Genomic DNA, 24494 nt, shown 5'->3' on the forward strand with positions numbered 1-24494 from the left:
CAGAGACTTGGTATTCATTTTTCGTCCGAGGACGTTAAGAATCCATGTCACTTTGAGTGCCCACACAGATTGTCTGATAAATTGTTAAAGAGCAGTGCAACGCGGCTTTCGCTCACCGTTGCGAGGTCCCGTATAATACGTTTTCCTCATTCAGAGTCAAGCGTTTAATTTTGCTTTTCTCTGTCGGCGTTCATCACTGAACCCCGCTAACCCGGCGGCCTGTAAGCCGTTGTTCCGTGTCAGTGGAGGCGCATTATAGGGAGTTCTCCGACGTTGACAAGCCCTGTTTGCAAAAAACTTTTCAACCGCTCAGTTTGCCATCATCACGGTGATTTTATCCGCTATTTGCTGCTCATTTGTGCGATCTCTCGCGCAAAATTAGCGACCTGCTGCCAGTCGGTATAGACCACTTCTTTACTGGTATCCGTTTCACCGCCGGTCATCTTCATAATCAGGCGGATCATTACGCGGTCGTACCAGCTATAGCGCGGATAGCGCAGCGCACCGGCAAATACCGCGCTACGCTGCGGCTGCCACGGTGAACTGAGCAGGAACTTGCGCGTATAGCTATTGGTTTGCGGAGTACGCTTCTCAGGTTTACGCGCCACGAGGTTAACCGAAAAAAACGCACCGGGCAGCGCGTTCAGCGACTGCAGGTGTTTCTTCACGAAGCGGTCAACCGCAGGATGGAAGTGGCCATAGCGAATGGATGCCCCAATCACCACGCGATCGTAGTCGTGCCATGCAACCGCATCGGCGCGGTTCAGGTTGAGGGTGTCCGCATCGACGCCCAGCTCTTTCAGCTCGGATGCCAGAAAGGAGGCAATTTCACGAGTCTGCCCGTCACGGGTGGAAAATAGAATCAACGTTTTCACAAATACTCCAGTTATTCACGCCAGAAAGTGGGAGTAAACAGCACCAACAGGGTGAACACTTCCAGACGACCAAACAGCATATTAGCAATCAGGATCCATTTTGCGACCGGATTCATCGTCGCAAAGTTATCCGCCACGACGCCCAGGCCCGGCCCCAGGTTGTTTAAGGTTGCGACGACCGAAGCAAATGCGGAGAAGTCATCGACGCCGGTAGCAATAATCGCCAACATACTAATGATAAACACCAGCGCATAGGCGGAGAAGAATCCCCATACTGCTTCGAGGATGCGTTCCGGCAGCGCGCGGTTGCCCAGCTTAATGCTGTACACCGCATTCGGGTGGACCAGGCGTTTCAGCTCGCGGTTCCCCTGCTTAAAGAGCAGCAGGATACGAATAACCTTCAGACCACCGCCCGTCGAACCGGCACAGCCACCGATAAATGCCGAGCACAGCAGCAGCACCGGAAGGAACAGCGGCCAGCGTGCAATGCTATCGGTGGTGAAGCCCGCCGTAGTGGCCATTGAGACAACCTGGAAAAACGCCTGGTTCAAGGTGGTTAACGCGGAGCTATAGACATCATGCAGCCACAGCACCAGCGTGCAAATCACCACCAGCGTCAGTTGTACGCCAATAAACATGCGGAATTCGGGGTCACGCCAGTACACCTTCAGGCTTCGTCCGCTGAGTAATGAAAAGTGCAGGCCGTAGTTACAGCCGGAGATCAGCAGGAAGACCGCGATAATCGAGTTAATCGTCGGACTGTCAAAGTAGCCGACGCTGGCGTCATGCGTGGAGAAGCCGCCAATAGCGATGGTCGAAAAGCTGTGACCGATGGCGTCAAACGCAGGCATCCCGGCAAACCACAGCGCCAGCGCACAGGCGACGGTCAGAAGAACGTAGATGAGCCACAGCGTTTTTGCCGTTTCGGCAATTCGCGGGCGCATTTTGTTATCCTTCAGCGGCCCGGGCATCTCCGCCCGGTACAGCTGCATCCCACCGACGCCGAGTATCGGCAGGATCGCGACCGCCAGCACAATGATCCCCATACCACCAAACCACTGCAGCATCTGGCGATAGAAAAGAATGGCATGAGGCAGCGAGTCGAGGCCAACCAGCGTGGTTGCGCCCGTGGTGGTGAGGCCAGAGAAGGATTCAAAAAACGCATCGGTTACCGTCAGGTTTGGCTGCTCGGCGAAGATAAACGGTAGCGCACCGACGCTGCCCAGCACGGTCCAGAAGAGGACGACGATCAGAAAGCCCTCGCGGGATTTCAGCTCACCCTTTTCACGGCGGTTCGGCCACCATAATAGAGAGCCAATAGCTAAAGCGACGAAAAAGGTCTGGGTAAACGCCCGCCCGGCACCATCACGGTATATCAGGGCCACTAATCCCGGGAGGATCATGGTCCCCGAAAATAAAATGACCAGCAGTCCAACGATTCGGGTAATCGCGCGAAAATGCATCTCTGGCGCTTCCTTTGATATGCAAAAAAATCAGGTGGGGATTATTCGTCAATCTTCAGTAATTGCAACGAGCCGCGGCTAAAATCAGCCAGTTTTGCTGAAAATGACGCCACTTCAGCTTGAGGAAGCGCAACACGCAGCTGGACGAACGCCTGATATTCGCTTTCGACAATTTGCCCTGCGAACTGGGTCAACAGCGCCTCAACACCGGCTAATTGCCCGTATTCACACTGCAAAGTATATGCGGTCAGCGGCGTCTTGCGCTGCGTTGTCAGTTGAGCAAGCGCCTGGTGTACGCCGCCGCCATAGGCCTTCACCAGACCACCGGTACCCAGTAGAATACCGCCGTAGTAACGCACTACGACGGCGGTTATCTCACCGACACCGCTGCCCATAAGCTGTGCCAGCATCGGTTTACCTGCCGTTCCCGCCGGTTCGCCATCGTCGGAGAAACCCAGTTGCTGTGAATCATTCGGCGGCCCGGCCACCCACGCCACGCAGTGGTGGCGAGCGTCCGGGTGATCCGCTCTTACTGATTCAACAAACGCCTTTGCCGCTATTACGCCATCGGTATGCGCCAGTAGCGTAATAAACCGGCTCTTCTTAATCTCTTCGACAAAGCTCACCGGCGCGGCCGGTATCAACCAGCTGTCCATCAGGCCAGTTTCAGATCACGCGTCATATTTTCGACACTGCTTTCATGGATAACGACGTTATCTTCGATACGAATGCCGCCAAACGGTTTCAGCGCTTCAATTTTCTGCCAGTTGAAGTGCTTACTGAACTGCCCTTCGCGCCACGGTGCCAGCAGGGATTCAATAAAGTAGATACCGGGTTCGATGGTCAGCACCATACGCGGCTGGATCACACGCGTGCAGCGCAGGTACGGATATTTAGACGGCGCCGCCAGATGGGTACCGGAATCATCCTGCATAAAACCGGCGACGTCATGCACCTGCAGGCCCAGCGGGTGGCCGATACCGTGAGGCATAAACGGCCCGGTGAGGTCGTTTTCGACCATCGCCTCTTCGCTCATATCGGTGACGATCTGGTGTTTACGCAGCAGCTTAGCAATACGCTGATGGAACTGGACGTGATAATCCACGTAGCTGGTGCCAACTTTCAGCGTGCTAATCAGCGCCAGCTGCTCGTCATTAACGTCCTTAATCAGCTGGGCAAAGTCGCTATCGCCGTGTGCGGCCCAGGTGCGCGTGAGATCCGCCGCATAGCCGTTATATTCCGCACCGGCATCGAGCAGGAAGCTGCGCGCTTCCGCCGGCGCACGGTGATCCAGTTTGGTGTAGTGCAGCACGGAGGCATGCTCATTGATCGCCACGATGTTGCTGTACGGTACGTCGGTATCGCGGTGACCGGTCGCGGTCAGATAGGCCTGGTTGATATCGAACTCGCTCATCCCGGACAGGAAGGCTTCATGCGCCGCCCGATGACCGTTGATCGCTGATTTCTGCGCTTCGCGCATGCAGGCCAGCTCGTAATCCGTTTTATAGGAGCGGTAGTAGTGCAGATAGTCGATAACCCCTTTCGGGTTGATTTTATCCCCGGCAATCTCTAGCCCCAGCGCGCGCTCAGGGACCGGGCCGATATAGCCGATGTTGCCGCGCGCCGCCGGGAGCTGGCTACCGATACCATCCGCCTTCGGCAGCGCAATAACGTCCACCTCTTCGGTCCAGAATGAAGTCGGCAGCGGCTCAACGTTATGCCAGTAATCAACCGGCAGGTAGAACCACAGCTTCGGCTTATTGACGCCATCCACCAGCAGCCAGCAGTTAGGAACCTGCGTGACGGGCACCCAGGCTTTAAACTGCGGATTGACCTTAAACGGGTACGGGTGATCGTCAAGAAAAACGTTAACCAGCTCACCGGAGTGGATCAGTAAGGCATCGAGCTTAAAGCGAGATAAAACATCACGGGTACGTTCTTGTAGGGTAGCAATATGGTTTTTATAGAGCGCGGCTAGTGATTCCATCTATTTATCCTTTGATTTTATTAGATCGTGACTCTCCGCATCTTAGCACATCGGCTTCCGGCAGGGCGATTTCCGCCGGGTGTGATCCGACCAGCATTTATTTAAAGACTTGTTTGCAATTCTTTAACATAAATCCCACACTCCGTTTCATCTGGTACGACCAGATCATATTGCTGGATTCAGGAGACTGACATGCTCTACAAAGGCGACAACCTGTACCTCGACTGGCTGGAAGATGGCATTGCCGAACTGGTGTTCGATGCCCCCGGCTCGGTGAACAAGCTCGATACCGCAACCGTAGCCAGCCTCGGCCATGCGCTGGACGTGCTCGAAAAGCAAACAGATCTTAAAGGGCTGCTGCTGCGCTCTGAAAAAGCGGCCTTTATCGTCGGTGCCGATATAACCGAATTTCTCTCCCTGTTCCTGGTCCCGCAGGAGCAGCTGAGCCAATGGCTGCATTTTGCCAATAGCGTTTTCAACCGCCTCGAAGATTTACCGGTGCCCACCGTTTCAGCGGTCAACGGCTATGCGCTGGGCGGCGGCTGTGAGTGCGTGCTGGCAACGGACTATCGTCTGGCCACGCCGGACCTGCGCATCGGCCTGCCGGAAACTAAGCTGGGCATCATGCCGGGCTTCGGCGGTTCAGTGCGTATGCCGCGTCTGCTCGGCGCCGATAGCGCGCTGGAAATTATCGCCGCCGGCAAAGACGTCGGGGCGGATCAGGCGCTGAAAATCGGCCTCGTCGACGGCATCGTCAAGCCAGAGAAACTGCGCGACGGCGCGCTCAGCATTTTACGCCAGGCCATTAGCGGCGATCTCGACTGGCAGGCGAAGCGCCAGCCGAAGCTGGAGCCGCTGAAGCTCAGCAAAATCGAAGCGACCATGAGCTTCACCATTGCGAAAGGCATGGTTGCCCAGACCGCCGGGAAACACTATCCGGCGCCGATGACCGCCGTCAAAACCATCGAAGCTGCCGCCCGACTCGGCCGCGATGAGGCGCTGAAGCTGGAAAATCAAAGCTTCGTCCCGCTGGCGCACACCAAAGAAGCCCGCGCGCTGGTCGGCATCTTCCTCAACGATCAATACGTCAAAGGCAAAGCGAAGAAGCTCACCAAAGACGTTGAAACCCCGAAACAGGCCGCCGTGCTGGGCGCCGGGATTATGGGCGGCGGTATCGCCTATCAGTCTGCCTGGAAAGGCGTACCGGTGATCATGAAGGATATTAACGACAAATCGCTGACGCTCGGCATGAATGAAGCCGCCAAGCTGCTTAACAAACAGCTTGAGCGCGGCAAGATTGACGGCCTGAAGCTGGCTGGCGTCATCGGCACCATTCAGCCAACGCTGGACTACTCTGGCTTTGAGCGCGTGGACGTGGTCGTTGAAGCCGTTGTCGAAAACCCGAAAGTGAAAAAGGCGGTGCTGGCTGAGACTGAAGGCAAAGTGCGCCCAGATACGGTGCTGGCCTCCAACACCTCAACGATCCCGATTGGTGAACTGGCGGACGCTCTGCAGCGTCCGGAGAATTTCTGCGGCATGCACTTCTTTAACCCGGTGCACCGTATGCCGCTGGTTGAAGTGATTCGCGGCGAAAAAACCTCGGACGAGACGATTGCCAAAGTGGTGGCCTGGGCCAGCAAGATGGGCAAAACGCCGATCGTGGTTAACGACTGCCCCGGCTTCTTTGTTAACCGCGTGCTGTTCCCCTACTTCGCCGGCTTCAGCCAGCTGCTGCGCGATGGCGCGGACTTCCGCAAGGTCGATAAGGTCATGGAGAAGCTGTTCGGCTGGCCGATGGGCCCGGCGTACCTGCTCGACGTGGTCGGCATCGATACCGCTCACCACGCGCAGGCGGTAATGGCCGCCGGCTTCCCGCAGCGCATGCAGAAAGATTATCGCGATGCGATTGACGCCCTGTTCGATGCTACCCGCTTCGGCCAGAAAAACGGCCTTGGCTTCTGGCGCTATACCCAGGACAGCAAAGGCAAACCGAAGAAAGAAGAGGACGCGGCCGTTGAAGGCCTGCTGACGGACGTAAGCCAGCCGAAGCGCGACTTCAGCGATGAAGAAATTATCGCCCGCATGATGATTCCCATGGTCAACGAAGTGGTGCGTTGCCTGGAAGAAGGCATTATCGCCAGCCCGGCGGAAGCGGATATGGCGCTGGTTTATGGCCTCGGCTTCCCTCCATTCCACGGCGGAGCCTTCCGCTGGCTGGATACGCTGGGCAGCGCAAAATATCTCGATATGGCACAGCAGTATCAGCATCTCGGCCCGCTGTATGAGGTGCCGGAAGGTCTGCGCAGCAAAGCACGCCATAACGAACCCTATTACCCCCCGGTTGAACCTGCCCGTCCGGTAGGCGAGCTGAAAACGGCTTAAGGAGTCACAATGGAACAGGTTGTCATTGTCGATGCAATTCGTACCCCGATGGGCCGTTCAAAAGGCGGCGCGTTTCGTCACGTGCGTGCGGAAGACCTCTCCGCACACCTGATGCGTAGCCTGCTATCGCGTAATCCGGCGCTCGACGCGACCACGATTGACGATATCTACTGGGGCTGCGTACAGCAAACGCTGGAGCAGGGTTTTAACATTGCACGTAACGCTGCGCTGCTGGCGGAGATCCCGCACTCGGTGCCCGCGACGACGGTTAACCGCCTGTGCGGTTCATCGATGCAGGCGCTGCACGATGCGGCGCGCATGATCATGACCGGCGACGCGAGCGTATGCCTGATTGGTGGCGTGGAGCATATGGGCCATGTCCCGATGAGCCACGGCGTCGATTTCCACCCAGGCCTTAGCCGTAACGTCGCCAAAGCGGCCGGCATGATGGGCCTGACGGCAGAAATGCTGGCGCGTCTTCACGGCATCAGCCGCGAAATGCAGGACCAGTTTGCCGCACGCTCCCACGCTCGCGCATGGGCTGCGACGCAATCCGGCGCCTTTAAAAATGAGATTGTCGCCACGGGCGGTCACGACGCCGACGGGGTACTGAAATCATTTAACTATGATGAAGTTATTCGCCCGGAAACCACCGTGGAGGCGCTGGCCGCGCTGCGGCCCGCCTTTGACCCGGTCACCGGCACCGTCACCGCAGGCACCTCTTCCGCCCTCTCCGACGGCGCTGCCGCCATGCTACTAATGAGCGAGAGCCGCGCCCGGGAGCTGGGGCTGAAGCCCCGCGCCCGCGTACGCTCAATGGCCGTTGTTGGCTGCGATCCGTCCATCATGGGCTACGGCCCGGTTCCGGCATCAAAGCTGGCGCTGAAAAAGGCAGGACTGAGCGCCAGCGATATCGACGTTTTTGAAATGAACGAAGCGTTTGCCGCGCAGATCCTGCCGTGCATAAAAGATCTGGGCCTGATGGAGCAGATCGACGAAAAGATCAACCTTAACGGCGGCGCGATCGCCCTGGGCCACCCGCTGGGCTGCTCCGGCGCGCGTATCAGTACCACGTTGATTAATCAGATGGAGCGCAAAGACGCGCAGTTTGGGCTGGCCACCATGTGCATTGGTTTAGGTCAGGGGATTGCGACGGTATTTGAGCGGGTTTGATTAAAGAATTAATCCCTGAATAATTCTTGCGGCATCGCGGCGGCAACCAGGTAAATCCCCGGCAGCATAGACAACTATGTGACCGGGGTGAACGAGGGCAGCCAACAAAGAGGCAGCGTAAATTATGACGGGGAGGGGGTTTAGTTGCCGTTCTTCCCGCCTGTCAGGGGCGGGTTTTTTATTTCTGCAAGCTACCATCAGCCGCCCCTTCCCGAAGAACGGGGCGCCGATAATCAGATAAATGCAAACGCATCGCCAAACAGGCGATCTTCACGCGCCTGACGCTCGTTACAGAACAGGTCGCGGGCAATTTTAGCCATCTCGAAGCGACCGGCGATGTAGATATCATGCTCTGCCAGAGTGCCGTAATCCTGCAGCACCGCGGTCAGCACGGTCCCGGAACGTCCACGCCAGTCTTCTTCCGGCTGTTCAACAACCGGCTCGATGCGCAGGCCAGGATGCTCAATGCTCAGCGCTTCCAGCTCTGACAGATCGTAGAGGTGCTTCGCCTCGCGGCCGCCCCAGTAGATGGCAATATCGCGATTCGGATTGCGGGCCAGAGCCGTTAACAAAATGGAGCGCACGTATGAAAAACCGGTTCCCCCGGCAATGAGAATGAGCGGACGATCCTCATCTTCACGCAGCCAGGCTTCGCCATGCGGGATATCAACCTCAATCTCACGCTCTTTCAGGATGCGATCCATGACCGCCATCGCATACAGGTTTAGCTCAGAAGCGCCGATATGCAGTTCAATAAACTCCTGTTCCGCTGGCGTAGAGGCCATAGAGAACGGACGCTTATCGCGCTCATCCATTACCACCATCAAATACTGGCCGGCGCGGAAAGAGAAAGCCGCTTCTGGCACTAATCGAACGCGATACACGGTATCGGTAATCGCCTCCACCGAGGTCACTTTACAGCTTAAGGTTGTCATGCGTCCCCTCTGTCGGGTCTATAGAGCAAAACAGCGGCGTTAGCCCCGCTTACTGTTATTTAAAGATAGCCAGCTCGTCCCAGATGGCGTCGACGCGCGCCGTCACCTCAGGATCTTTTTTGATTGGGCGACCCCATTCTCGCTGGGTCTCGCCTGGCCATTTGTTTGTGGCATCCAGCCCCATTTTTGAACCCAGGCCGGAAACCGGCGAGGCAAAATCCAGATAATCAATTGGCGTATTCTCTACCAGTACCGTATCACGAGCCGGGTCCATCCGGGTAGTAATCGCCCAGATCACATCGTTCCAGTCGCGCGCGTTAACGTCATCATCGCAGACAATAACGAATTTGGTGTACATAAACTGGCGCAGGAAGGACCATACGCCCATCATCACGCGTTTAGCATGTCCGGCGTACTGTTTCTTCATCGTGACGACCGCCAGGCGGTAAGAGCATCCTTCCGGCGGCAGGTAGAAATCGACAATTTCCGGGAACTGCTTTTGCAGAATCGGCACAAAGACTTCGTTTAGCGCCACGCCTAATACGGCAGGCTCATCGGGCGGTCTTCCGGTGTAGGTCGAATGGTAAATGGCATCTTCGCGTCGGGTGATATGGGTCACCGTAAACACCGGGAAGCTGTCCACTTCATTGTAATAGCCGGTATGATCGCCATACGGCCCTTCCGACGCCATTTCACCTGGCTCAATATACCCTTCCAGCACAATTTCAGCGCTGGCGGGCACTTCCAGATCGTTAGAAATACACTTCACGACTTCCGTTTTCGTTCCGCGCAGCAGGCCGGCAAAAGCGTACTCTGAAAGGGTATCGGGAACCGGCGTCACTGCGGCAAGAATGGTCGCCGGGTCGGCGCCGAGCGCCACGGAGACCGGGAAACGCTCTCCCGGATGCGCCGCACACCACTCCTGGAAATCCAGCGCGCCGCCGCGATGGGATAGCCAGCGCATAATCAGCTTATTTTTGCCAATCAGCTGCTGGCGATAGATACCCAGGTTCTGCCGTTCCTTATGCGGGCCGCGGGTGACCGTCAGCCCCCACGTAATCAGCGGCGCGGCATCATCCGGCCAGCAGGTCATAATCGGGATCTGCGTCAGGTCGACGCTCTCGCCTTCGATAATTTTCTGCTGACAGGGAGCGCCGCGCAGGCGCTTAGTCGGCATGTTCAGTACCTGCTTGAACTGCGGCAGCTTATCGAAGAGATCGCGAAAGCCTTTTGGCGGCTCAGGTTCTTTGAGGAAAGCTAACAGCTTGCCCACTTCCCGCAGCGAGCTAACGTCTTCCTGCCCCATGCCCATCGCCACGCGCTTAGGCGTGCCAAACAGATTACACAGCACCGGCATGGTGTAACCTTTAGGATTTTCGAATAGCAGAGCCGGGCCGCCAGCACGTAAAGTGCGATCGGCAATTTCGGTGATTTCCAGATGAGGATCGACCGGCAGGGATATCCTTTTCAGTTCCCCCTGCTGCTCCAGTAATGTCAGAAAGTCGCGTAGATCGTGGTATTTCATGGAGTTGTTATTGACCTCTATACAGGCGGCTGATTATACGGTGTTCGCCGGTGCCATGCTGTACTTTTGTTAAATTAGCGTGAAAGAATATAGAATTTTAGTTTTCACTTATAATGGCTTTCGCGATCGCTCCAGGCTTTTGTTATGCTTGCTACTAATCGAGTGGAAAGAGTTATTATGCAAGCCTGGTATTTACTGTATTGCAAGCGTGGGCAGCTTCAGCGCGCCCAGGAACATCTCGAACGGCAGGCGGTCAATTGCCTGATGCCGACGATCGCACTGGAAAAAATCGTCCGCGGTAAACGCACTACGATCAGCGAACCCCTGTTCCCTAACTATCTGTTTATCGAATTCGATCCGGAAGTTATCCATACCACGACCATTAGCGCTACGCGCGGCGTGAACAGCTTCGTTCGTTTTGGCGCCCAGCCGGCTACCGTACCGTCGGCGGTTATCCATCAGCTCTCTATCTATAAACCGGAAGGCATTACGGACCCGGAAACGCCGCATGGCGGCGATAGCGTGCTGATTACCGACGGCGCGTTCGAAGGCCTGCAGGCGATCTTCAGCGAGCCGGATGGCGAAACTCGCTCTATGCTGCTGCTGAACCTGCTTAATAAGCAGGTGCTGCAGAGCGTCAAAAATACCGACTTCCATAAAATCTGACGGCGCGGTTAAAAGCGAACGCCAAAGAGCGTTCTGGCGTTGACGTCCGTCACCTCCTCCAGCCGCTGAACCTCCTCTCCGCGCCAGCCCGCAACGCGCGTCAGAATGTGCGGCAGGTGCACGGGCTCGTTGCGTCGGGAATTGGGTTTAGGGCTCAGGTCTCGCGGCAGTAGATAGGGCGCATCGGTCTCAATCAGCAGGCGATCGGCCGGAATTTCAGTCAGCAGATTGCGCAGCTCAAGGCCGCGACGCTCGTCGCATACCCAGCCGGTGATCCCGATATACAAACCTCTCTTCAGACACTCGCGTACTTCATCACGACTGCCGGTAAAGCAGTGCAGCACGGCTCCGGGCAGCTTATCCAGCCACGGCGCGAGCAGCGTCAGAAAGCGCTCGTGGGCGTCGCGGCAGTGCAAAAATACCGGCAGCGAAAGCTCGGCCGCCAGCGCCAGCTGGGCGCTAAACGCCGTTTCCTGCTCCGCCGGAGTCGAAAAGTTACGGTTGAAATCGAGGCCGCATTCACCGATTGCCACCACTTCCGGTCTGCGTGCCAGCTCGCCGATCGCCACCGCGACCGACTCCGTCCAGCTGCTGCTGTCATGCGGGTGCACGCCTGCGGTTGACCAGCAGCGGGGATAGCGCCGCGCCATCTGCTGCGCCTGTTCGCTTTCATGGAGATTGGTGCCGGTCAGCAGCATGCCGGTCACGCCGGCCGCCTGAGCGCGGGCAACAACCTCATCACGATCGCGAGAAAACTGTGAACTGGTCAGATTTACGCCAATATCAAACATCGCCCCTCCCATATGACAACCGCCCTGACGGGCGGTTAGCTACTCTTCTTTACTGCCCGCCTCTTCGGCGGCGGCATCTTCATCGCGCGTCAGGCGTTTTCCGGTGTAGAAGCGGGCGAAGAAGACCCCAACTTCAAACAGGCAGTACATCGGAATCGCCAGCAGCGTTTGCGAGAATACGTCCGGCGGCGTCAGCAACATACCCACAACGAAGGCGCCGACCAGCACATAGGGCCGTTTCTTACGCAGATCGTCCGGCGTGGTGACGCCCATCCAGCACAGCAGCACGATGGCAACCGGCACTTCAAACGAGATGCCAAAAGCGATAAATAGCGCCATGACGAAGTCGAGATAGCTGCGGATATCGGTAGAGACCTGCACGCCTTCCGGCGCCGCGTGCGTCAGGAAGCCAAACGCCAGCGGGAACACCACAAAGTAGGCAAAGGCCATACCGATGTAGAACAGCAGCGTGCTGGAGACCAGCAGCGGCATCACTAGCCGGCGTTCATGCTTATACAAGGCCGGCGCCACAAACGCCCAGACCTGATACAGGATGACCGGCACCGACAATATGATCGAGACCATAAATGTCAGCTTGATCGGCGTAAAGAAAGGAGAGGCCACGTCCGTGGCGATCATCGTCGCGCCAACCGGCATTTGCCGGATAAGCGGAGCCGAAACCAGCTGATAGATGTCGTTAGCAAAGTAAACCAACGCCAGAAAAATCACCAGAATCGCGAGAATGCTGTTGATCAGACGCTTACGCAGCTCAATCAGATGCGAAATTAGCGGTTGAGTATCGTCTACGCCCATTTTTACGGTTTATCACTCGATGCGGGGGAGGAATCGGTAGCTTTAACGGCAGCCTTTTCTTTGGCTTCAGGAAGCTCGGTCGACGGCGTCAGCGGCTCATCGACGGCGCTGGCTGGCGCATGAACCGCCGCGCTGGCCTGGTGTTCAGCCGTCGCCGGCGTGACGTCCTGGCGCTGTTCTTCGCTGCCTTTCACCACCGGGTTATGGATAGTGTTCGCTTCGTCGCTGGCTTTCTCAGGATCGTGCGTGGAATAGGAGCGTTTCATGGATTCGGCGGCTTCACGCAGTTCGTCCATTGAGGCCTTCAGCTCAGGCGTCAGGTTATCCAGGCTCGCCTTTTCGACTTTCTTCAGGCTGTCCTGAAACTCCTGCAGTTTTAGTTCCTGAGTGATCTCATTTTGCACGGTGGCCGCCAGCGAACGCAGCGTGCGGATCCAGCTAGCCACCGTTTTTACCGCTACAGGTAGTCGCTGTGGCCCCAGTACGATGAGGCCAATCACAAACACCAGCAGTAGTTCACTAAAACCGATATCGAACACGAATTACACCTGCTCTTTGTCGTGGCGTTTTGTCTCGTCTTTTTTCGCATCATCCTGCTTGTCAGCGATAGATTTCGCCGCGAAATCCGCGTCCGGAGTCCCGTTTTCAGGTTTTTCATCATCGTTCATAGCCTTTTTAAAGCCCTTGATTGATGCACCTAAATCCGACCCCAGCGAGCTCAGCTTTTTTGTCCCAAAAAGCAGAACGACGATGACGACAACAATTAATAACTGCCAAATACTGATACCACCCATACACATTCCCCTATGACAGATGATGAATTAATGGGACGCATTATACACGTCATCCCGCGGACCGCCTCTTCGTCAGGCTGCTCGCATGACTTCGCGCAACAATGAATGCGCCGTGATGGAGGCCATACCGCTTAGCGCGTTTTCCGCCAGCCAATCAGCCAGGTCACAACGCCACCGGCCATTAGCCAGCCGGGCATCAGGCCCCACTCCGGCCGGTGGATAAATAACAGCGTACCGCTGAGTAACAAAACGGCGCCTATACCAAACAGATAACGGGACTGTCCCTGACGAACGTGCCGCCCCTGGATATCCCGGACAATTGTATCAACGCTGTTCTGCAGCTGCTTGCTCTGCTGCAGGCTTTGGTACACCAGCTCCGGTATCTCCGGCATTCTTTCAATCCAGAACGGCGCTTTTTCTTTAAACGCGCGTACCAGCGCCGGAATGCCGACCTGATCTTTAATCCACGACTCAAGGAAAGGCTTCGCCGTTTTCCACAAGTCTAACTGAGGATAGAGCTGGCGGCCTACCCCTTCTACGTAAAGTAATGTCTTCTGTAACAATACCAGCTGCGGCTGAACTTCCATATTGAAGCGCCTGGCGGTATTGAACAGGTTCAACAGCACATGCCCAAAGGAGATTTCAGCCAGCGGCTTTTCGAAGATAGGTTCGCAGACGGTGCGGATGGCAAACTCGAACTCTTCAACGTTTGTATCCGCAGGCACCCAGCCGGAATCGACGTGCAGCTCGGCAACTTTGCGATAGTCACGGTTGAAGAAGGCGATAAAGTTTTCCGCCAGATAGCGCTTATCTTCTTTATTCAGCGAGCCCACGATGCCGCAGTCAATGCCGATATATTTCGGGTTCTCCGGATGCTCATAGCTGACAAAAATATTCCCCGGGTGCATGTCCGCGTGGAAGAAGCTATCGCGGAATACCTGGGTGAAAAAGACCTGCACGCCCCGCTCTGCAAGCAGCTGCATATTGGTACCCTGAGCTTCCAGCGCCTCGACATCGGAAACCGGGATGCCGTAAATCCGCTCCATCACCATCATGCCTTCGCTACAGTAATCGGAGTAAACCTCCGGAACGTAGAGCATCGGGCTATCTTCAAAATTGCGCCGCAGCTGGATGGCGTTTGCCGATTCGCGCAGCAAGTTGAGCTCGTCGAGCAGCGTCTTTTCATACTCGCGCACCACTTCCTGCGGACGCAGGCGGCGGCCGTCGGGCAGCAGGCGAGGCACCCAGCGCGCCAGGCGATAGATAAGCTTCATATCCGCTTTAATAACCGGCACGATGTCCGGGCGGATAACCTTAATCACAATCTCTTTGCCGTTCTCTTTCAGGCGCGCGGTATGCACCTGAGCAATCGAGGCGGAGGCCAGCGGCTCAATCGAGAAATCATCAAACCAGGCATCAACCGGAAGGCCACCCATCGCCTGCTCGATCTGCTTTTTAGCCAGCTGGCCATCAAACGGCGCCACGCGATCCTGCAGGAGCGCGAGCTGATCGGCTATTTGCGGAGGAAAGAGATCGCGACGGGTTGACAGCATCTGGCCAAATTTGATCCACACGGGCCCCAGCTCCTGCAGCGCAAGGCGTAAGCGTTCGCCGAGAGGTTTGTCTTTGTGACGATTTGGCATCCAGAACAGCGTACGCCGCCAGATACGCAACGGCAGCGTGATACGCATTTTGGGGATCAGCTCATCGAGCCCGTAGCTCAAAAAGGTGCGGATAATAAGATACAGGCGCCGTAATTCTCCTGGCGTCATTTGCCCTCCAGCGTTTCCAGCCGTTTTTCAAGCGCAGCCAGGGCGCGTTCCGCGGCGGCGGTCTCTTCCCCAAACCAGGCCATTTCCAGCGGGCCCGGCGCCAGCCGCCACTCTTCGGTGAGTGCCTCAGCGACATACCGCTGCTGGCGCTGCGCGCCGTGCAGCAGGAAGCGGGCGCCGGTGCGAAATACTTTGCTGACGCCCTCGGCGACAATATCGCCGGTATACGGGGCCAGCAGCTCAGCGGGATCAAACTCCGCCAGATCGCACAGCGTCACCATATTCTGCACCACCTGCAGATCGCCCTGCACCTGCAGGTCACCGCTGCGGATAAGCGCGGTAAGCTGCTGACGATTGCGCAGCTGCGGCAGGACGCTCAGGCGGGTGATGACGGTACAGTCTGCTTCGCCTTCCCACGCGCCGAGCACATCGACCTGGCGCTCGCTAAAGGCCAGAACCACCGGCGTCGCCAGCTCCTGCAGCTCCACGCGCAGCACTTTCCCTGACAGACGCTGACGCGCCGGTTTTAAGGCTTTATCACGCCAGAGAAAGGTATTCAGAACCGTCTCAATACCCGCGGTTACCAGTGGTTTGAAAGGCATAGCGTCCCCCCTGTCAGAACTTATAACCGCGGTGTAACGCCACGATACCTGCCGTCAGGTTGTAGTAGTCGACGCTTTCAAAGCCCGCATCCTGCATCATGCCCTTCAGGGTGTCCTGATCGGGGTGCATGCGAATAGATTCCGCCAGATAGCGATAGCTTTCGCCGTCGCTGGCTACCAGTTCGCCCACGCGCGGCAGGATATGGAAGGAGTAGGCGTCGTACGCTTTGCTCAGCGGCTCAATAATCGGTTTTGAAAACTCCAGCACCAGCAGGCGTCCACCCGGCTTCAGAACCCGGTACATGGAGCGCAGCGCTTTTTCTTTATCGGTGACGTTGCGCAGGCCGAATGAAATAGTGATGCAGTCAAAGGTGTTATCGGCAAACGGTAGCGCTTCGGCATTGGCCTGAACGTACTCAACGTTGCCGACGATGCCGACGTTGCGCAGCTTTTCGCGGCCCATTTTCAGCATTGAATCGTTAATATCGGCCAGCATGACGCGGCCAGATTCACCGACCAGACGGGAGAATTTTGCCGTCAGGTCGCCGGTGCCGCCGGCCAGATCCAGCACGGTCTGCCCGCGACGCACGCCGCTGCAATCGATGGTGAAACGCTTCCACAAACGATGAATACCGAACGACATCAAATCGTTCATCACATCATATTTTGCGGCCACAGAATGGAATACATGCGCAACCATGTCCGCCTTCTGCTCTTTGGCAACCGTCTGAAAGCCAAAGTGCGTCGTTTCTTGTGAATCCTCAACCATCTCAATGCCTGCTTGCTTATCAAGAAAATGTTCGCCGAGTGTAACAGATTCAGCGCATTTCCCATACGCTTCAACGCGGCTGAGCCCCCTTGCCCGACATAGATGCAGCGGAAGATTCGGATGAAAAACCGTTACTTTCCGATGGTTTATCATCATCATCCAGCCGGTATTCATCGTCCTGGGCGGTTGCCTGTTCGACTAAGTCCGGATTAATCCCGCGCTTAACCTCCACCCCGAGGCCGCGAAAGGCTTCAGCCTGCACCAGTAGGTTGCCGCGACCGGAGGCCAGCTTTTTCATCGCCTGGCGGTAATTATCCTGCGCTTTGTCGAGGCTCTGGCCTATTGCGGACATGTCATCGACGAACAGCCGCATCTTGTCGTACAGGCGGCCCGCGCGTTCGGCAATTTTCTGCGCATTACGGCTCTGATGCTCATAGCGCCAGAGGTTGGCTATCGTGCGTAACGCAACCAGCAGCGTGGTGGGGCTGACCAACATAATATTGTGCTGCAGCGCTTCGCTGATAAGCTCTGGCTGGCGGTCTATCGCCAGCAGAAATGCGGGCTCAACGGGGATAAACATCAGGACGTAGTCGAGCGATCGCAGCCCCGGAAGCTGCTGATAGTCTTTCCTGCCAAGCAGGCGGATATGGCTGCGTACTGAGGCAATATGCTCCTGCAGCGCCGCCTCACGGGCGTAATCATCTTCGGCGTTGAAGTAGCGCTCATAGGCCACCAGCGTCATTTTGGCATCAATGACCACGTCTTTTCCCTGCGGCAAACGGACGATCACGTCCGGCTGCATCCGCGAGCGGTTTTCCGTTTCAATGCTGACCTGGGTCTGGTACTCGTAGCCTTCCCGCAGCCCGGAAGCCTCCAGCACGCGGGTTAAAACCACTTCCCCCCAGTTGCCCTGGGTTTTGTTATCACCCTTAAGCGCGCGGGTCAGGTTCAGGGCCTCCTGCGCCATCCGGGTATTGAGCTGCTGTAGGTTGCGGATTTCATGGGCCAGCGTGTGGCGCTCTCGCGCCTCCTGACCGAAGCTGTCCTGCACCTGCCGACGAAAGCCGTCCAGCTGTTCGCGCAGCGGCGTCAGCAGGCCGTGCAGGCTTTGCCGGTTCTGCTCATCAACCCGCCGGTTGCTGTGCTCGAAAATGCGGTTCGCCAGATTTTCAAACTGCTCACTGAGGCGCTGTTCGCTGTTCACCATCTGGCGAACTTTCTCTTCCGCATTTAGCCGGGTAGATTCAAGGCGGGTGGTGACTTCACGGAGGTCAGCCTCCAGCGAACTATTGATATCGCGCAGGCTGCGCAGCTCATTATTCAGCAGCTCGCACTCATCGCGCCAGTGGGCCGCCTGCACCAGCTGCTGGCGGGCCGAGCTCAGCTCAATATCCAGCTCGCGCCGCTCTTCGATGAGGTCGGCACGCGTTTGATCGGCAGCGGCCTTCGTCGCCAGCCAGCCGACGACCAGCCCTACGACCAGCGCCGCGATGGCACTTATAATAATTGAGATATCCACAACGCCCCCTGCTACTGCAACCGCCTACGGCACAAAAATAGAATTGTGCTGTACAAACGTCCAGTTTAAAAGGAATTTCCTGCGAGGCGCAGCGCAAAAAAGAGAGGCCGGGCGAGCCGGCCTTCGCGATAAGGGGAGGAACTACAGCAGACGGCGGGCCGCTTCAACGACAATTTTCACCGCATGGCTTTCGGTTTGCTTCATGGTTTCGGCGTTAGGAATTTCCTGCTGGGTACGGTTAACGATAACCCCGGCAACCATCCCGGCACGCAGGCCCTGGCTGGAGCACATGGTCAGCAGCGTGGCGGATTCCATTTCGTAGTTCATGACGCCCATCGCCTGCCACTCTGCCATCGAGCCTTTAAAACGGCTCACCACGCGACCGGAAACGGTGTCATAGCGCTCCTGGCCCGGATAGAAGGTGTCAGAAGAGGCGGTCACGCCGATATGGGTCGTTGCGCCGATTGATTTAGCCGCTTCCACCAGCGCGGTGGTGCAGGCAAAGTCAGCGACGGCCGGATATTCCATTGGCGCAAAGTGCAGGCTCGCGCCGTCGAGGCGCACGGATGCCGTGGTCACCAGCACGTCGCCAACGTTGATATTCGGCTGGATGGCGCCAGTGGTGCCGATACGCAGGAAGGTATTGATTCCCAGCTGAGCCAGTTCTTCAACGGCAATCGACGTCGATGGGCCGCCGATACCGGTAGAGCATACGATCACCGGCTTGCCGTCAAGCTCGGCGCGCCAGGAGGTAAATTCGCGGTGCGATGCCAGCTTGACCGGCTTATCCATCAGCGCGGCGATCTTTTCCACACGCTCCGGATCGCCAGGGACGATAGCCAGCGTAGCCCCTTGTAAATCGTTTTTGGTGAGGCCGAGATGAAAAACATCAGACTTAGACATAAAAAACTCCTCTGTGGGTCGAATTATCAGCAGAAGCAAAACGGTACTTTACAGAAGCCATCCGCTTAATTTTGTGACACCAATCACCACGAATGAAAATCATTGCAACAATATTCCATTAAATAGTGAGTTACGTCACATTAACAAGTTATATTCACCGTGCCTGAACAAAAGATAGCCTGTTTCGGGCACTGTGATTTGTTAACGTCCGGTCTTAAGAGTCTATAGTTATCGATGCGCTAATAAATTAAGGGTACGGAGAATACCATGACCACAACCAAGCAACCCGGCTTTGCACCTGCAGCCACCCCGCACGCTTCTACCGCCGTTTATACGCCGGAAGAGAGCATTACCGCTGGAGAAACCTCGATCCCTTCTCAGGGCGAGAACATGCCGGCATACCATGCCCGACCGAAAAATAGCGATGGCCCGCTTCCGGTGGTGATCGTGGTGCAGGAAATTTTCGGCGTCCATGAGCACATCCGCGACGTCTGCCGTCGTCTGGCGCTGGAAGGCTATCTGGCGATCGCTCCAGAGCTGTACTTTCGCCAGGGCGATCCGAACGAGTACACCGATATCCCGACGCTATTCCAGGAGCTGGTCAGCAAAGTCCCGGACTCGCAGGTGCTGGCAGACCTTGACCATGTCGCCAGCTGGGCAGGACGTCACGGGGGCGATGCTCATCGCCTGCTGATCACCGGTTTCTGCTGGGGTGGTCGTATTACCTGGCTCTACGCCGCGCACAATCCGCAGCTGAAGGCCGCCGTCGCCTGGTACGGCAAGCTGGTCGGGCAGAAAACGCTGAACTCCGCGAAGCATCCGGTGGACGTCGCCGTCGATCTTAACGCCCCGGTGCTGGGACTTTACGGCGCGAAGGATGACAGCATCCCGCAGGACACGGTAGAAACCATGCGCCAGGCGCTGCGCGCCGCCAACGCGACGGCAGAGATCGTGGTCTACCCGCAGGCCGGCCACGCGTTTAATGCCGACTATCGTGCCAGCTACCATGAAGAGTCGGCGCAGGACGGCTGGCAGCGCATGCTGGCGTGGTTTGCTCAGTATGGCGGGGGAAAGAAGGCTTAAATTTGCGCTCCCGATGAATATAAAAGAGGAGGCATTCGCCTCCTCTTTTTATTACCGCACGATCAATTACTGCATTACCTGTTACCGAGTTACCTGTTACTGCGTTACCGCTGATTTTTACCGCGGCGGCTCTTTATGCGGACTCACGCAGGTTCTGCGCGGCTTTCACCATGTTCGCCAGCGCCGCACGGGTTTCCGGCCAGCCGCGAGTTTTCAGTCCGCAGTCCGGGTTAACCCACAGCCGCTCCGCCGGGATGCGCTGAGCGGCTTTCTCCAGCAGGGCTTCAATCCACTCCACGCTCGGGACGTTAGGCGAGTGGATGTCATACACGCCCGGCCCGATTTCGTTCGGATATTCGAACTCCTCGAACGACTCCAGCAGCTCCATGTCGGAACGCGAGGTCTCAATGGTAATCACGTCCGCATCCAGCGCCGCGATAGAATCCATGATGTCATTGAACTCGCAGTAACACATATGGGTATGGATCTGGGTATCATCCTGCGCCACGGCGGCGTTGATACGGAAGGCTTCCACGCCCCACTGCAGGTATGCATCCCAGTCGCTCCGCTTCAGGGGCAGGCCTTCTCGCAGCGCCGGTTCATCAATCTGGATAATGCCGATACCGGCCGCTTCCAGATCCGCCACTTCGTCACGCAGCGCCAGCGCAATCTGCTTCGCGATGGTTTCGCGGCTGACGTCTTCGCGGGGGAATGACCAGCACAGGATCGTCACCGGACCAGTCAGCATACCTTTCACCGGCTTGTCGGTAAGAGACTGCGCGTATTTCGCCCACTCAACGGTGATAGCTTCCGGGCGGCTGACGTCGCCGATCACCACCGGCGGCTTGACGCAGCGCGAACCGTAGCTCTGCACCCAGCCGTTTTGCGTAAAGATAAAGCCGTCGAGGTGCTCACCGAAATACTCCACCATGTCGTTACGCTCGGCTTCGCCGTGCACCAGCACGTCGAGGCCTAAACGCTCCTGTTCAACGATCGCCTGCTTAATATGTTCCGCGATGCCGGTACGGTAGTTATTAGCGTCGAGATTGCCTTTCTTGAAGTCCAGGCGCAGGCCGCGAATTTCGGTGGTCTGCGGGAAAGAGCCGATGGTCGTGGTCGGCCACGCCGGCAGGTTAAAGCGGCTGCGCTGGGCCTGGGCACGCTCTGCGTACGGGCTGTTGCGCTGGCTGTCCCGGGCGGTAATGGCCGCCAGACGTTTTTCCACCGCGGCGTTGTGTACGCGGGTTGAGTGACGGCGGGCCTGAATCGGCGCGCTCCACTCCTCAATGGCGGCGGTATCGCCGCTGTTCAGCGCATCGCGCAGCAGCGCCAGCTCAGCGCATTTTTGCAGGGCGAAGGCAAACCAGCTTTTCACTTCCGCATCCAGGCGGGTTTCCACGCTCAGATCGATCGGGCTGTGCAGCAGGGAGCAGGAGGAGGCAACCCACAGCTGACGTTTGCCGACGATCTCTTTAATTTGCGCGTATTTCTCGGAGAGATCGGCGCGCCAGACGTTACGACCGTTGACCAGGCCCGCGGAGAGCAGCCAGTCCGACGGCAGGCGCGCATGCAGCCCGGCAACATCATCTTTACCGTGAACCAGGTCAACGTGCAGACCCTGCACCGGCAGCGCGGTGATGGCGTCGAGGTTGGCGCTAACCCCTTCAAAATAGGTGGTCAGCAGCAGCTTAACCTGGTCCTGCAGCGCGTCGTATGCCGGCTTGAAGGCATCCAGCCACGGCTGCGGCAGCTCCAGCACCAGCGCCGGCTCATCAATCTGCACCCACTCAACGCCGCGTTTTGCCAGCTCAGCCAGCACCTGCTGATAGACCGGCAGAATGTCATTCAGCAGCTCCAGGCGATCGAACTGCTCGCCTTTCACTTTACCCAGCCACAGATAAGTAACCGGGCCAAGCAGCACGGGCTTCACCTTATGGCCCAGCGCCAGCGCTTCGTCAACTTCGTCCAGCAGCTGGGTCCAGGTCAGTTTGAACTCCTGACCTTTCACAAACTCCGGCACCATGTAGTGATAGTTGGTGTTAAACCATTTGGTCATTTCCGCCGCTGCCGCCGGTTCACCGGTCGGCGCGCGGCCGCGGCCAATGCGGAACAGCGTATCGATATCGACGGAGCCGTCTTTGTTCTGATGACGAGCCGGCACGTTGCCCAGAAGCAGGCTGGTGGTCAGAACATGGTCGTACCAGGCGAAATCGCCCACCGGCAGCAGATCTATACCCGCCTGCTTTTGCTGATCCCAGTGGTGAGCGCGCAGCTCACGGCCCGCTGCCAGCAGCTCTTCACGGGTTGCGTTACCCGCCCAGTAGCTCTCTTGCGCTTTTTTCAGCTCGCGGCGAAGACCAACGCGAGGGAAACCGAGGGTGTGATTGATAATTGTCATTTTTTGAGCCTCATGATGTGCAAATCCTAAGGATTTTAAATTCAGAGAAGGCGGCAAACTGGCTCATCTCCAGGAACTTACTGAAGTAAGTGACTGGGGTGAGGAAGTGCGGCCAACGCACCATAAATTCGAAAGATAAAGGATTTAGACGTCCAGATGTTTACACATCCATAATTGGCGGTTACTGTATATTCCTCAAGCGCAAATTATTCATGCCGAAGTGAAGGACTTTCATGATCGAAATTAAACACCTGAAAACGCTGCTGGCGTTGCGGAATAGCGGTTCACTCGCGGGCGCTGCGGCGGCCCTGCACCAGACCCAATCCGCCCTGTCCCACCAGTTCAGCGATCTGGAACAGCGCCTTGGCTTCCGTCTGTTTGTGCGTAAAAGTCAGCCTTTGCGCTTCACCGCGCAGGGCGAGATTTTGCTGCAGCTAGCACACCAGGTGCTGCCGCAAATCACCCGTGCCCTGCAGGACTGTAACGAGCCGCAGCAAACCCGGCTGCGCATCGCCATTGAGTGTCATAGCTGTATTCAGTGGCTGACGCCAGCGCTCGAGAGCTTCCGCGCCAGCTGGCCGCACGTTGAGGTTGATTTCCAGTCCGGGGTGACCTTTGACCCGCAGCCCGCGCTCCAGCAGGGCGAGCTGGATCTGGTGATGACGTCCGATATTCTGCCGCGCAGCGGACTGCACTATTCGCCGATGTTTGATTTTGAAGTGCGCCTGGTGCTGGCGCCAGATCATCCGCTGGCCTTGAAAACGCGGATTGTGCCGGAAGACCTGGCCGCAGAGCTGCTGCTGATTTACCCGGTGCAACGCAGTCGCCTGGATATCTGGCGCCACTTCCTGCAGCCGGCGGGTATCAGCCCGCAGCTGAAGAGCGTCGATAATACGCTGCTGCTCATTCAGATGGTTGCCGCGCGGATGGGCATCGCAGCGCTGCCGCACTGGGTGGTGGAGACTTTTGAACGCCAGGGTCTGGTGGTCACCAAAACCCTGGGTGAAGGCCTGTGGAGCCGGCTGTACTCCGCCGTGCGCGACGGTGAGCAGCGTCAGCCGGTTACCGAAGCATTTATTCGCTCAGCGCGGAACCACGCTTGCGATCATCTGCCGTTTGTCCGGAGTGCGGAGCGACCCAACGGCGATGGGCCCACAGCGAGGCCAGGATCACCAGAGCCCCGATAATAAAGCTCGGCCAGTGGGGCTGTTCCTGCCAGATGGCAAGGTTAACCAGCAGCCCGGCTGGAACATGGACGTTATTCATGATGCCCAGCGTTCCGGCATCCACCTGCGTCGCCCCGTAGTTCCACATGAAGTACCCCAACCCTGAAGCCACCACGCCAAGCCATACCAGGATGCTCCACTGCACCGTGGTGGTCGGCAGCCTGTGCGGGTTGCCCAGCATAAGCCAGGCCGCAACCGCCACCAGCAGCGCCCCCATATAGAACCACGCAAAAGCGTTGTGCTGGGGCATCGGCCGCAGCTCCATCAAGCGTTTGTAGCCCACCATGCCGATGGCAAAGCAGATATTCGACAGCTGAACCAGCAGCAGCCCGGTCCAGAAATGATCGCTCACTTTATCGTAGCGAATAATGGCCGCCCCCAGCACCGCCAGCCCGGCGCTGAGCAGATAGCCCCAGCGCAGCCTGCGCCCGCTGATCAGGTCATAAATCAGGGTGATATAGAGCGGCGTAAACACCGTAAACAGCAGAAATTCGGAGACCGTCAGGTAGAGGTAAGCGCGGAACGCCAGCAGATACATAATGCCAAGCTGCATGGCCCCTACCAGCATATACAGCACGATAGTCCGCGGCGACTGCCCGCGGGTGCGCAAAAACGGCAGGAACACCAGCGCCGCCAGCCCAACGCGCATCAGCACCGAAAAGTAGCTATCAACGCTGCCCGCCAGGTACTCGCCGATCAGGCTAAAGGAGAAGGCCCACAGGATGGTGGTAATAATCAGTAGCGCCACAATGAATGTCTCTCAGGAGGAAGAACGCTCATTGTAGCGAAGAGTTAGGTTGACAACTGGAGAATAAATC

General features: G+C 57.2%; 22 protein-coding genes. 5 read left to right on the forward strand and 17 right to left on the reverse strand.

The window, feature by feature from the left end; translation table 11 throughout:
* Positions 1-341 precede the first annotated feature (341 nt).
* From hemG to pepQ, 4 genes are read right to left on the reverse strand one after another with little or no spacing between them, the layout of a single operon-like run.
* Positions 342-875: a menaquinone-dependent protoporphyrinogen IX dehydrogenase gene (hemG, locus tag GVK32_RS22535; protein ID WP_159872503.1), complete on the reverse strand. Its 534-nt coding sequence runs from the start codon at positions 873-875 to the stop codon at positions 342-344.
* 11 nt (positions 876-886) lie between these two features.
* Positions 887-2338, reverse strand: a complete 1452-nt coding sequence (gene trkH, locus GVK32_RS22540; RefSeq protein ID WP_159872504.1) for a Trk system potassium transporter TrkH — start codon at positions 2336-2338, stop codon at positions 887-889.
* Positions 2339-2379: 41 nt separating this feature from the next.
* Positions 2380-2994, reverse strand: a complete 615-nt coding sequence (locus GVK32_RS22545; RefSeq protein WP_123710443.1) for an IMPACT family protein — start codon at positions 2992-2994, stop codon at positions 2380-2382.
* A complete protein-coding gene (gene pepQ / locus GVK32_RS22550) occupies positions 2994-4325 on the reverse strand; it encodes a Xaa-Pro dipeptidase (RefSeq protein ID WP_159872505.1) in 1332 nt (443 codons plus the stop codon). The genes GVK32_RS22545 and pepQ overlap by 1 nt, the downstream gene beginning before the upstream one ends.
* Before the next feature lie 192 nt (positions 4326-4517).
* On the opposite strand from pepQ, the gene fadB reads away from it, so the two are divergent.
* Positions 4518-6707, forward strand: a complete 2190-nt coding sequence (gene fadB / locus GVK32_RS22555; RefSeq protein WP_159872506.1) for a fatty acid oxidation complex subunit alpha FadB — start codon at positions 4518-4520, stop codon at positions 6705-6707.
* A 9-nt stretch (positions 6708-6716) separates the two neighbouring features.
* Positions 6717-7880 (forward strand): acetyl-CoA C-acyltransferase FadA, encoded by a 1164-nt coding sequence (gene fadA / locus GVK32_RS22560; RefSeq protein ID WP_041143527.1) that lies wholly within the window; start codon positions 6717-6719, stop codon positions 7878-7880.
* Positions 7881-8113: 233 nt separating this feature from the next.
* On the opposite strand, the gene fre is transcribed toward fadA, so the two are convergent.
* Complete coding sequence (gene fre / locus GVK32_RS22565) at positions 8114-8815, reverse strand: NAD(P)H-flavin reductase (protein WP_123710435.1); 702 nt, start codon at positions 8813-8815, stop codon at positions 8114-8116.
* 55 nt (positions 8816-8870) lie between these two features.
* On the reverse strand, positions 8871-10340 hold the full coding sequence (gene ubiD / locus GVK32_RS22570) for a 4-hydroxy-3-polyprenylbenzoate decarboxylase (RefSeq protein ID WP_159872507.1): 1470 nt from the start codon (positions 10338-10340) through the stop codon (positions 8871-8873).
* 177 nt (positions 10341-10517) lie between these two features.
* Between ubiD and rfaH the strand changes: the two genes are divergently transcribed.
* Positions 10518-11006 carry a transcription/translation regulatory transformer protein RfaH gene (rfaH, locus tag GVK32_RS22575; RefSeq protein ID WP_159872508.1) on the forward strand — a complete coding sequence of 163 codons (489 nt, stop codon included), beginning with the start codon at positions 10518-10520 and terminating at the stop codon, positions 11004-11006.
* Positions 11007-11014: 8 nt separating this feature from the next.
* Here the strand turns inward: rfaH and tatD are convergent, their stop codons facing one another.
* From tatD to udp, 9 genes are all read right to left on the reverse strand, one after another.
* Complete coding sequence (gene tatD, locus GVK32_RS22580) at positions 11015-11809, reverse strand: 3'-5' ssDNA/RNA exonuclease TatD (protein WP_200842928.1); 795 nt, start codon at positions 11807-11809, stop codon at positions 11015-11017.
* Positions 11810-11836: 27 nt separating this feature from the next.
* Entirely contained in the window at positions 11837-12610 is a 774-nt protein-coding gene (gene tatC / locus GVK32_RS22585; RefSeq protein ID WP_159872510.1) for a Sec-independent protein translocase subunit TatC, read from the reverse strand.
* A gap of 2 nt (positions 12611-12612) precedes the next feature.
* Complete coding sequence (gene tatB / locus GVK32_RS22590; RefSeq protein WP_159872511.1) at positions 12613-13149, reverse strand: Sec-independent protein translocase protein TatB; 537 nt, start codon at positions 13147-13149, stop codon at positions 12613-12615.
* A gap of 3 nt (positions 13150-13152) precedes the next feature.
* Complete coding sequence (gene tatA, locus GVK32_RS22595; protein ID WP_123710432.1) at positions 13153-13404, reverse strand: Sec-independent protein translocase subunit TatA; 252 nt, start codon at positions 13402-13404, stop codon at positions 13153-13155.
* A 131-nt stretch (positions 13405-13535) separates the two neighbouring features.
* The gene (ubiB, locus tag GVK32_RS22600) at positions 13536-15176 is read right to left on the reverse strand and encodes a ubiquinone biosynthesis regulatory protein kinase UbiB (protein ID WP_132514566.1); all 1641 of its coding nucleotides are present in this window, start codon (positions 15174-15176) and stop codon (positions 13536-13538) included.
* Positions 15173-15778: an SCP2 domain-containing protein gene (locus GVK32_RS22605; RefSeq protein WP_128879344.1), complete on the reverse strand. Its 606-nt coding sequence runs from the start codon at positions 15776-15778 to the stop codon at positions 15173-15175. Before GVK32_RS22605 ends, ubiB begins: the two co-directional genes overlap by 4 nt.
* 13 nt (positions 15779-15791) lie before the next feature.
* Positions 15792-16547 carry a bifunctional demethylmenaquinone methyltransferase/2-methoxy-6-polyprenyl-1,4-benzoquinol methylase UbiE gene (ubiE, locus tag GVK32_RS22610; protein ID WP_041143517.1) on the reverse strand — a complete coding sequence of 252 codons (756 nt, stop codon included), beginning with the start codon at positions 16545-16547 and terminating at the stop codon, positions 15792-15794.
* A 70-nt stretch (positions 16548-16617) separates the two neighbouring features.
* Entirely contained in the window at positions 16618-18066 is a 1449-nt protein-coding gene (gene rmuC / locus GVK32_RS22615) for a DNA recombination protein RmuC (protein WP_159872512.1), read from the reverse strand.
* Between the two features lie 141 nt (positions 18067-18207).
* The gene (gene udp, locus GVK32_RS22620) at positions 18208-18969 is read right to left on the reverse strand and encodes a uridine phosphorylase (RefSeq protein WP_041143515.1); all 762 of its coding nucleotides are present in this window, start codon (positions 18967-18969) and stop codon (positions 18208-18210) included.
* 267 nt (positions 18970-19236) lie between these two features.
* Here udp and GVK32_RS22625 point away from each other — a divergent pair, with 267 nt between their 5' ends.
* The gene (locus tag GVK32_RS22625) at positions 19237-20052 is read left to right on the forward strand and encodes a dienelactone hydrolase family protein (RefSeq protein WP_123550846.1); all 816 of its coding nucleotides are present in this window, start codon (positions 19237-19239) and stop codon (positions 20050-20052) included.
* Between the two features lie 133 nt (positions 20053-20185).
* Here GVK32_RS22625 and metE read toward each other — a convergent pair whose 3' ends face one another.
* Positions 20186-22450, reverse strand: a complete 2265-nt coding sequence (gene metE / locus GVK32_RS22630; protein ID WP_159872513.1) for a 5-methyltetrahydropteroyltriglutamate--homocysteine S-methyltransferase — start codon at positions 22448-22450, stop codon at positions 20186-20188.
* Between the two features lie 233 nt (positions 22451-22683).
* Here metE and metR point away from each other — a divergent pair, with 233 nt between their 5' ends.
* Positions 22684-23637: an HTH-type transcriptional regulator MetR gene (metR, locus tag GVK32_RS22635; RefSeq protein WP_159872515.1), complete on the forward strand. Its 954-nt coding sequence runs from the start codon at positions 22684-22686 to the stop codon at positions 23635-23637.
* Here metR and GVK32_RS22640 read toward each other — a convergent pair.
* Positions 23525-24424, reverse strand: a complete 900-nt coding sequence (locus tag GVK32_RS22640) for a carboxylate/amino acid/amine transporter (protein ID WP_159872517.1) — start codon at positions 24422-24424, stop codon at positions 23525-23527. The genes metR and GVK32_RS22640 overlap by 113 nt on opposite strands.
* Positions 24425-24494: the final 70 nt, after the last annotated feature.

The sequence above is a fragment of the Klebsiella sp. 18074 genome, assembly GCF_902705905.1.
GTDB lineage: Bacteria > Pseudomonadota > Gammaproteobacteria > Enterobacterales > Enterobacteriaceae > Klebsiella > Klebsiella terrigena.

Bases quoted from the DNA above. Each gene is read 5' to 3' on its own strand.
- trkH (WP_159872504.1), bottom strand. From the start codon at position 2,338: ATGCATTTTCGCGCGATTACCCGAATCGTTGGACTGCTGGTCATTTTA.
- GVK32_RS22545 (WP_123710443.1), bottom strand. From the start codon at position 2,994: ATGGACAGCTGGTTGATACCGGCCGCGCCGGTGAGCTTTGTCGAAGAG.
- pepQ (WP_159872505.1), bottom strand. From the start codon at position 4,325: ATGGAATCACTAGCCGCGCTCTATAAAAACCATATTGCTACCCTACAA.
- fadB (WP_159872506.1), top strand. From the start codon at position 4,518: ATGCTCTACAAAGGCGACAACCTGTACCTCGACTGGCTGGAAGATGGC.
- fadA (WP_041143527.1), top strand. From the start codon at position 6,717: ATGGAACAGGTTGTCATTGTCGATGCAATTCGTACCCCGATGGGCCGT.
- fre (WP_123710435.1), bottom strand. From the start codon at position 8,815: ATGACAACCTTAAGCTGTAAAGTGACCTCGGTGGAGGCGATTACCGAT.
- ubiD (WP_159872507.1), bottom strand. From the start codon at position 10,340: ATGAAATACCACGATCTACGCGACTTTCTGACATTACTGGAGCAGCAG.
- rfaH (WP_159872508.1), top strand. From the start codon at position 10,518: ATGCAAGCCTGGTATTTACTGTATTGCAAGCGTGGGCAGCTTCAGCGC.
- tatD (WP_200842928.1), bottom strand. From the start codon at position 11,809: ATGGGAGGGGCGATGTTTGATATTGGCGTAAATCTGACCAGTTCACAG.
- tatC (WP_159872510.1), bottom strand. From the start codon at position 12,610: ATGGGCGTAGACGATACTCAACCGCTAATTTCGCATCTGATTGAGCTG.
- tatA (WP_123710432.1), bottom strand. From the start codon at position 13,404: ATGGGTGGTATCAGTATTTGGCAGTTATTAATTGTTGTCGTCATCGTC.
- ubiB (WP_132514566.1), bottom strand. From the start codon at position 15,176: ATGACGCCAGGAGAATTACGGCGCCTGTATCTTATTATCCGCACCTTT.
- GVK32_RS22605 (WP_128879344.1), bottom strand. From the start codon at position 15,778: ATGCCTTTCAAACCACTGGTAACCGCGGGTATTGAGACGGTTCTGAAT.
- ubiE (WP_041143517.1), bottom strand. From the start codon at position 16,547: ATGGTTGAGGATTCACAAGAAACGACGCACTTTGGCTTTCAGACGGTT.
- udp (WP_041143515.1), bottom strand. From the start codon at position 18,969: ATGTCTAAGTCTGATGTTTTTCATCTCGGCCTCACCAAAAACGATTTA.
- GVK32_RS22625 (WP_123550846.1), top strand. From the start codon at position 19,237: ATGACCACAACCAAGCAACCCGGCTTTGCACCTGCAGCCACCCCGCAC.
- metE (WP_159872513.1), bottom strand. From the start codon at position 22,450: ATGACAATTATCAATCACACCCTCGGTTTCCCTCGCGTTGGTCTTCGC.
- metR (WP_159872515.1), top strand. From the start codon at position 22,684: ATGATCGAAATTAAACACCTGAAAACGCTGCTGGCGTTGCGGAATAGC.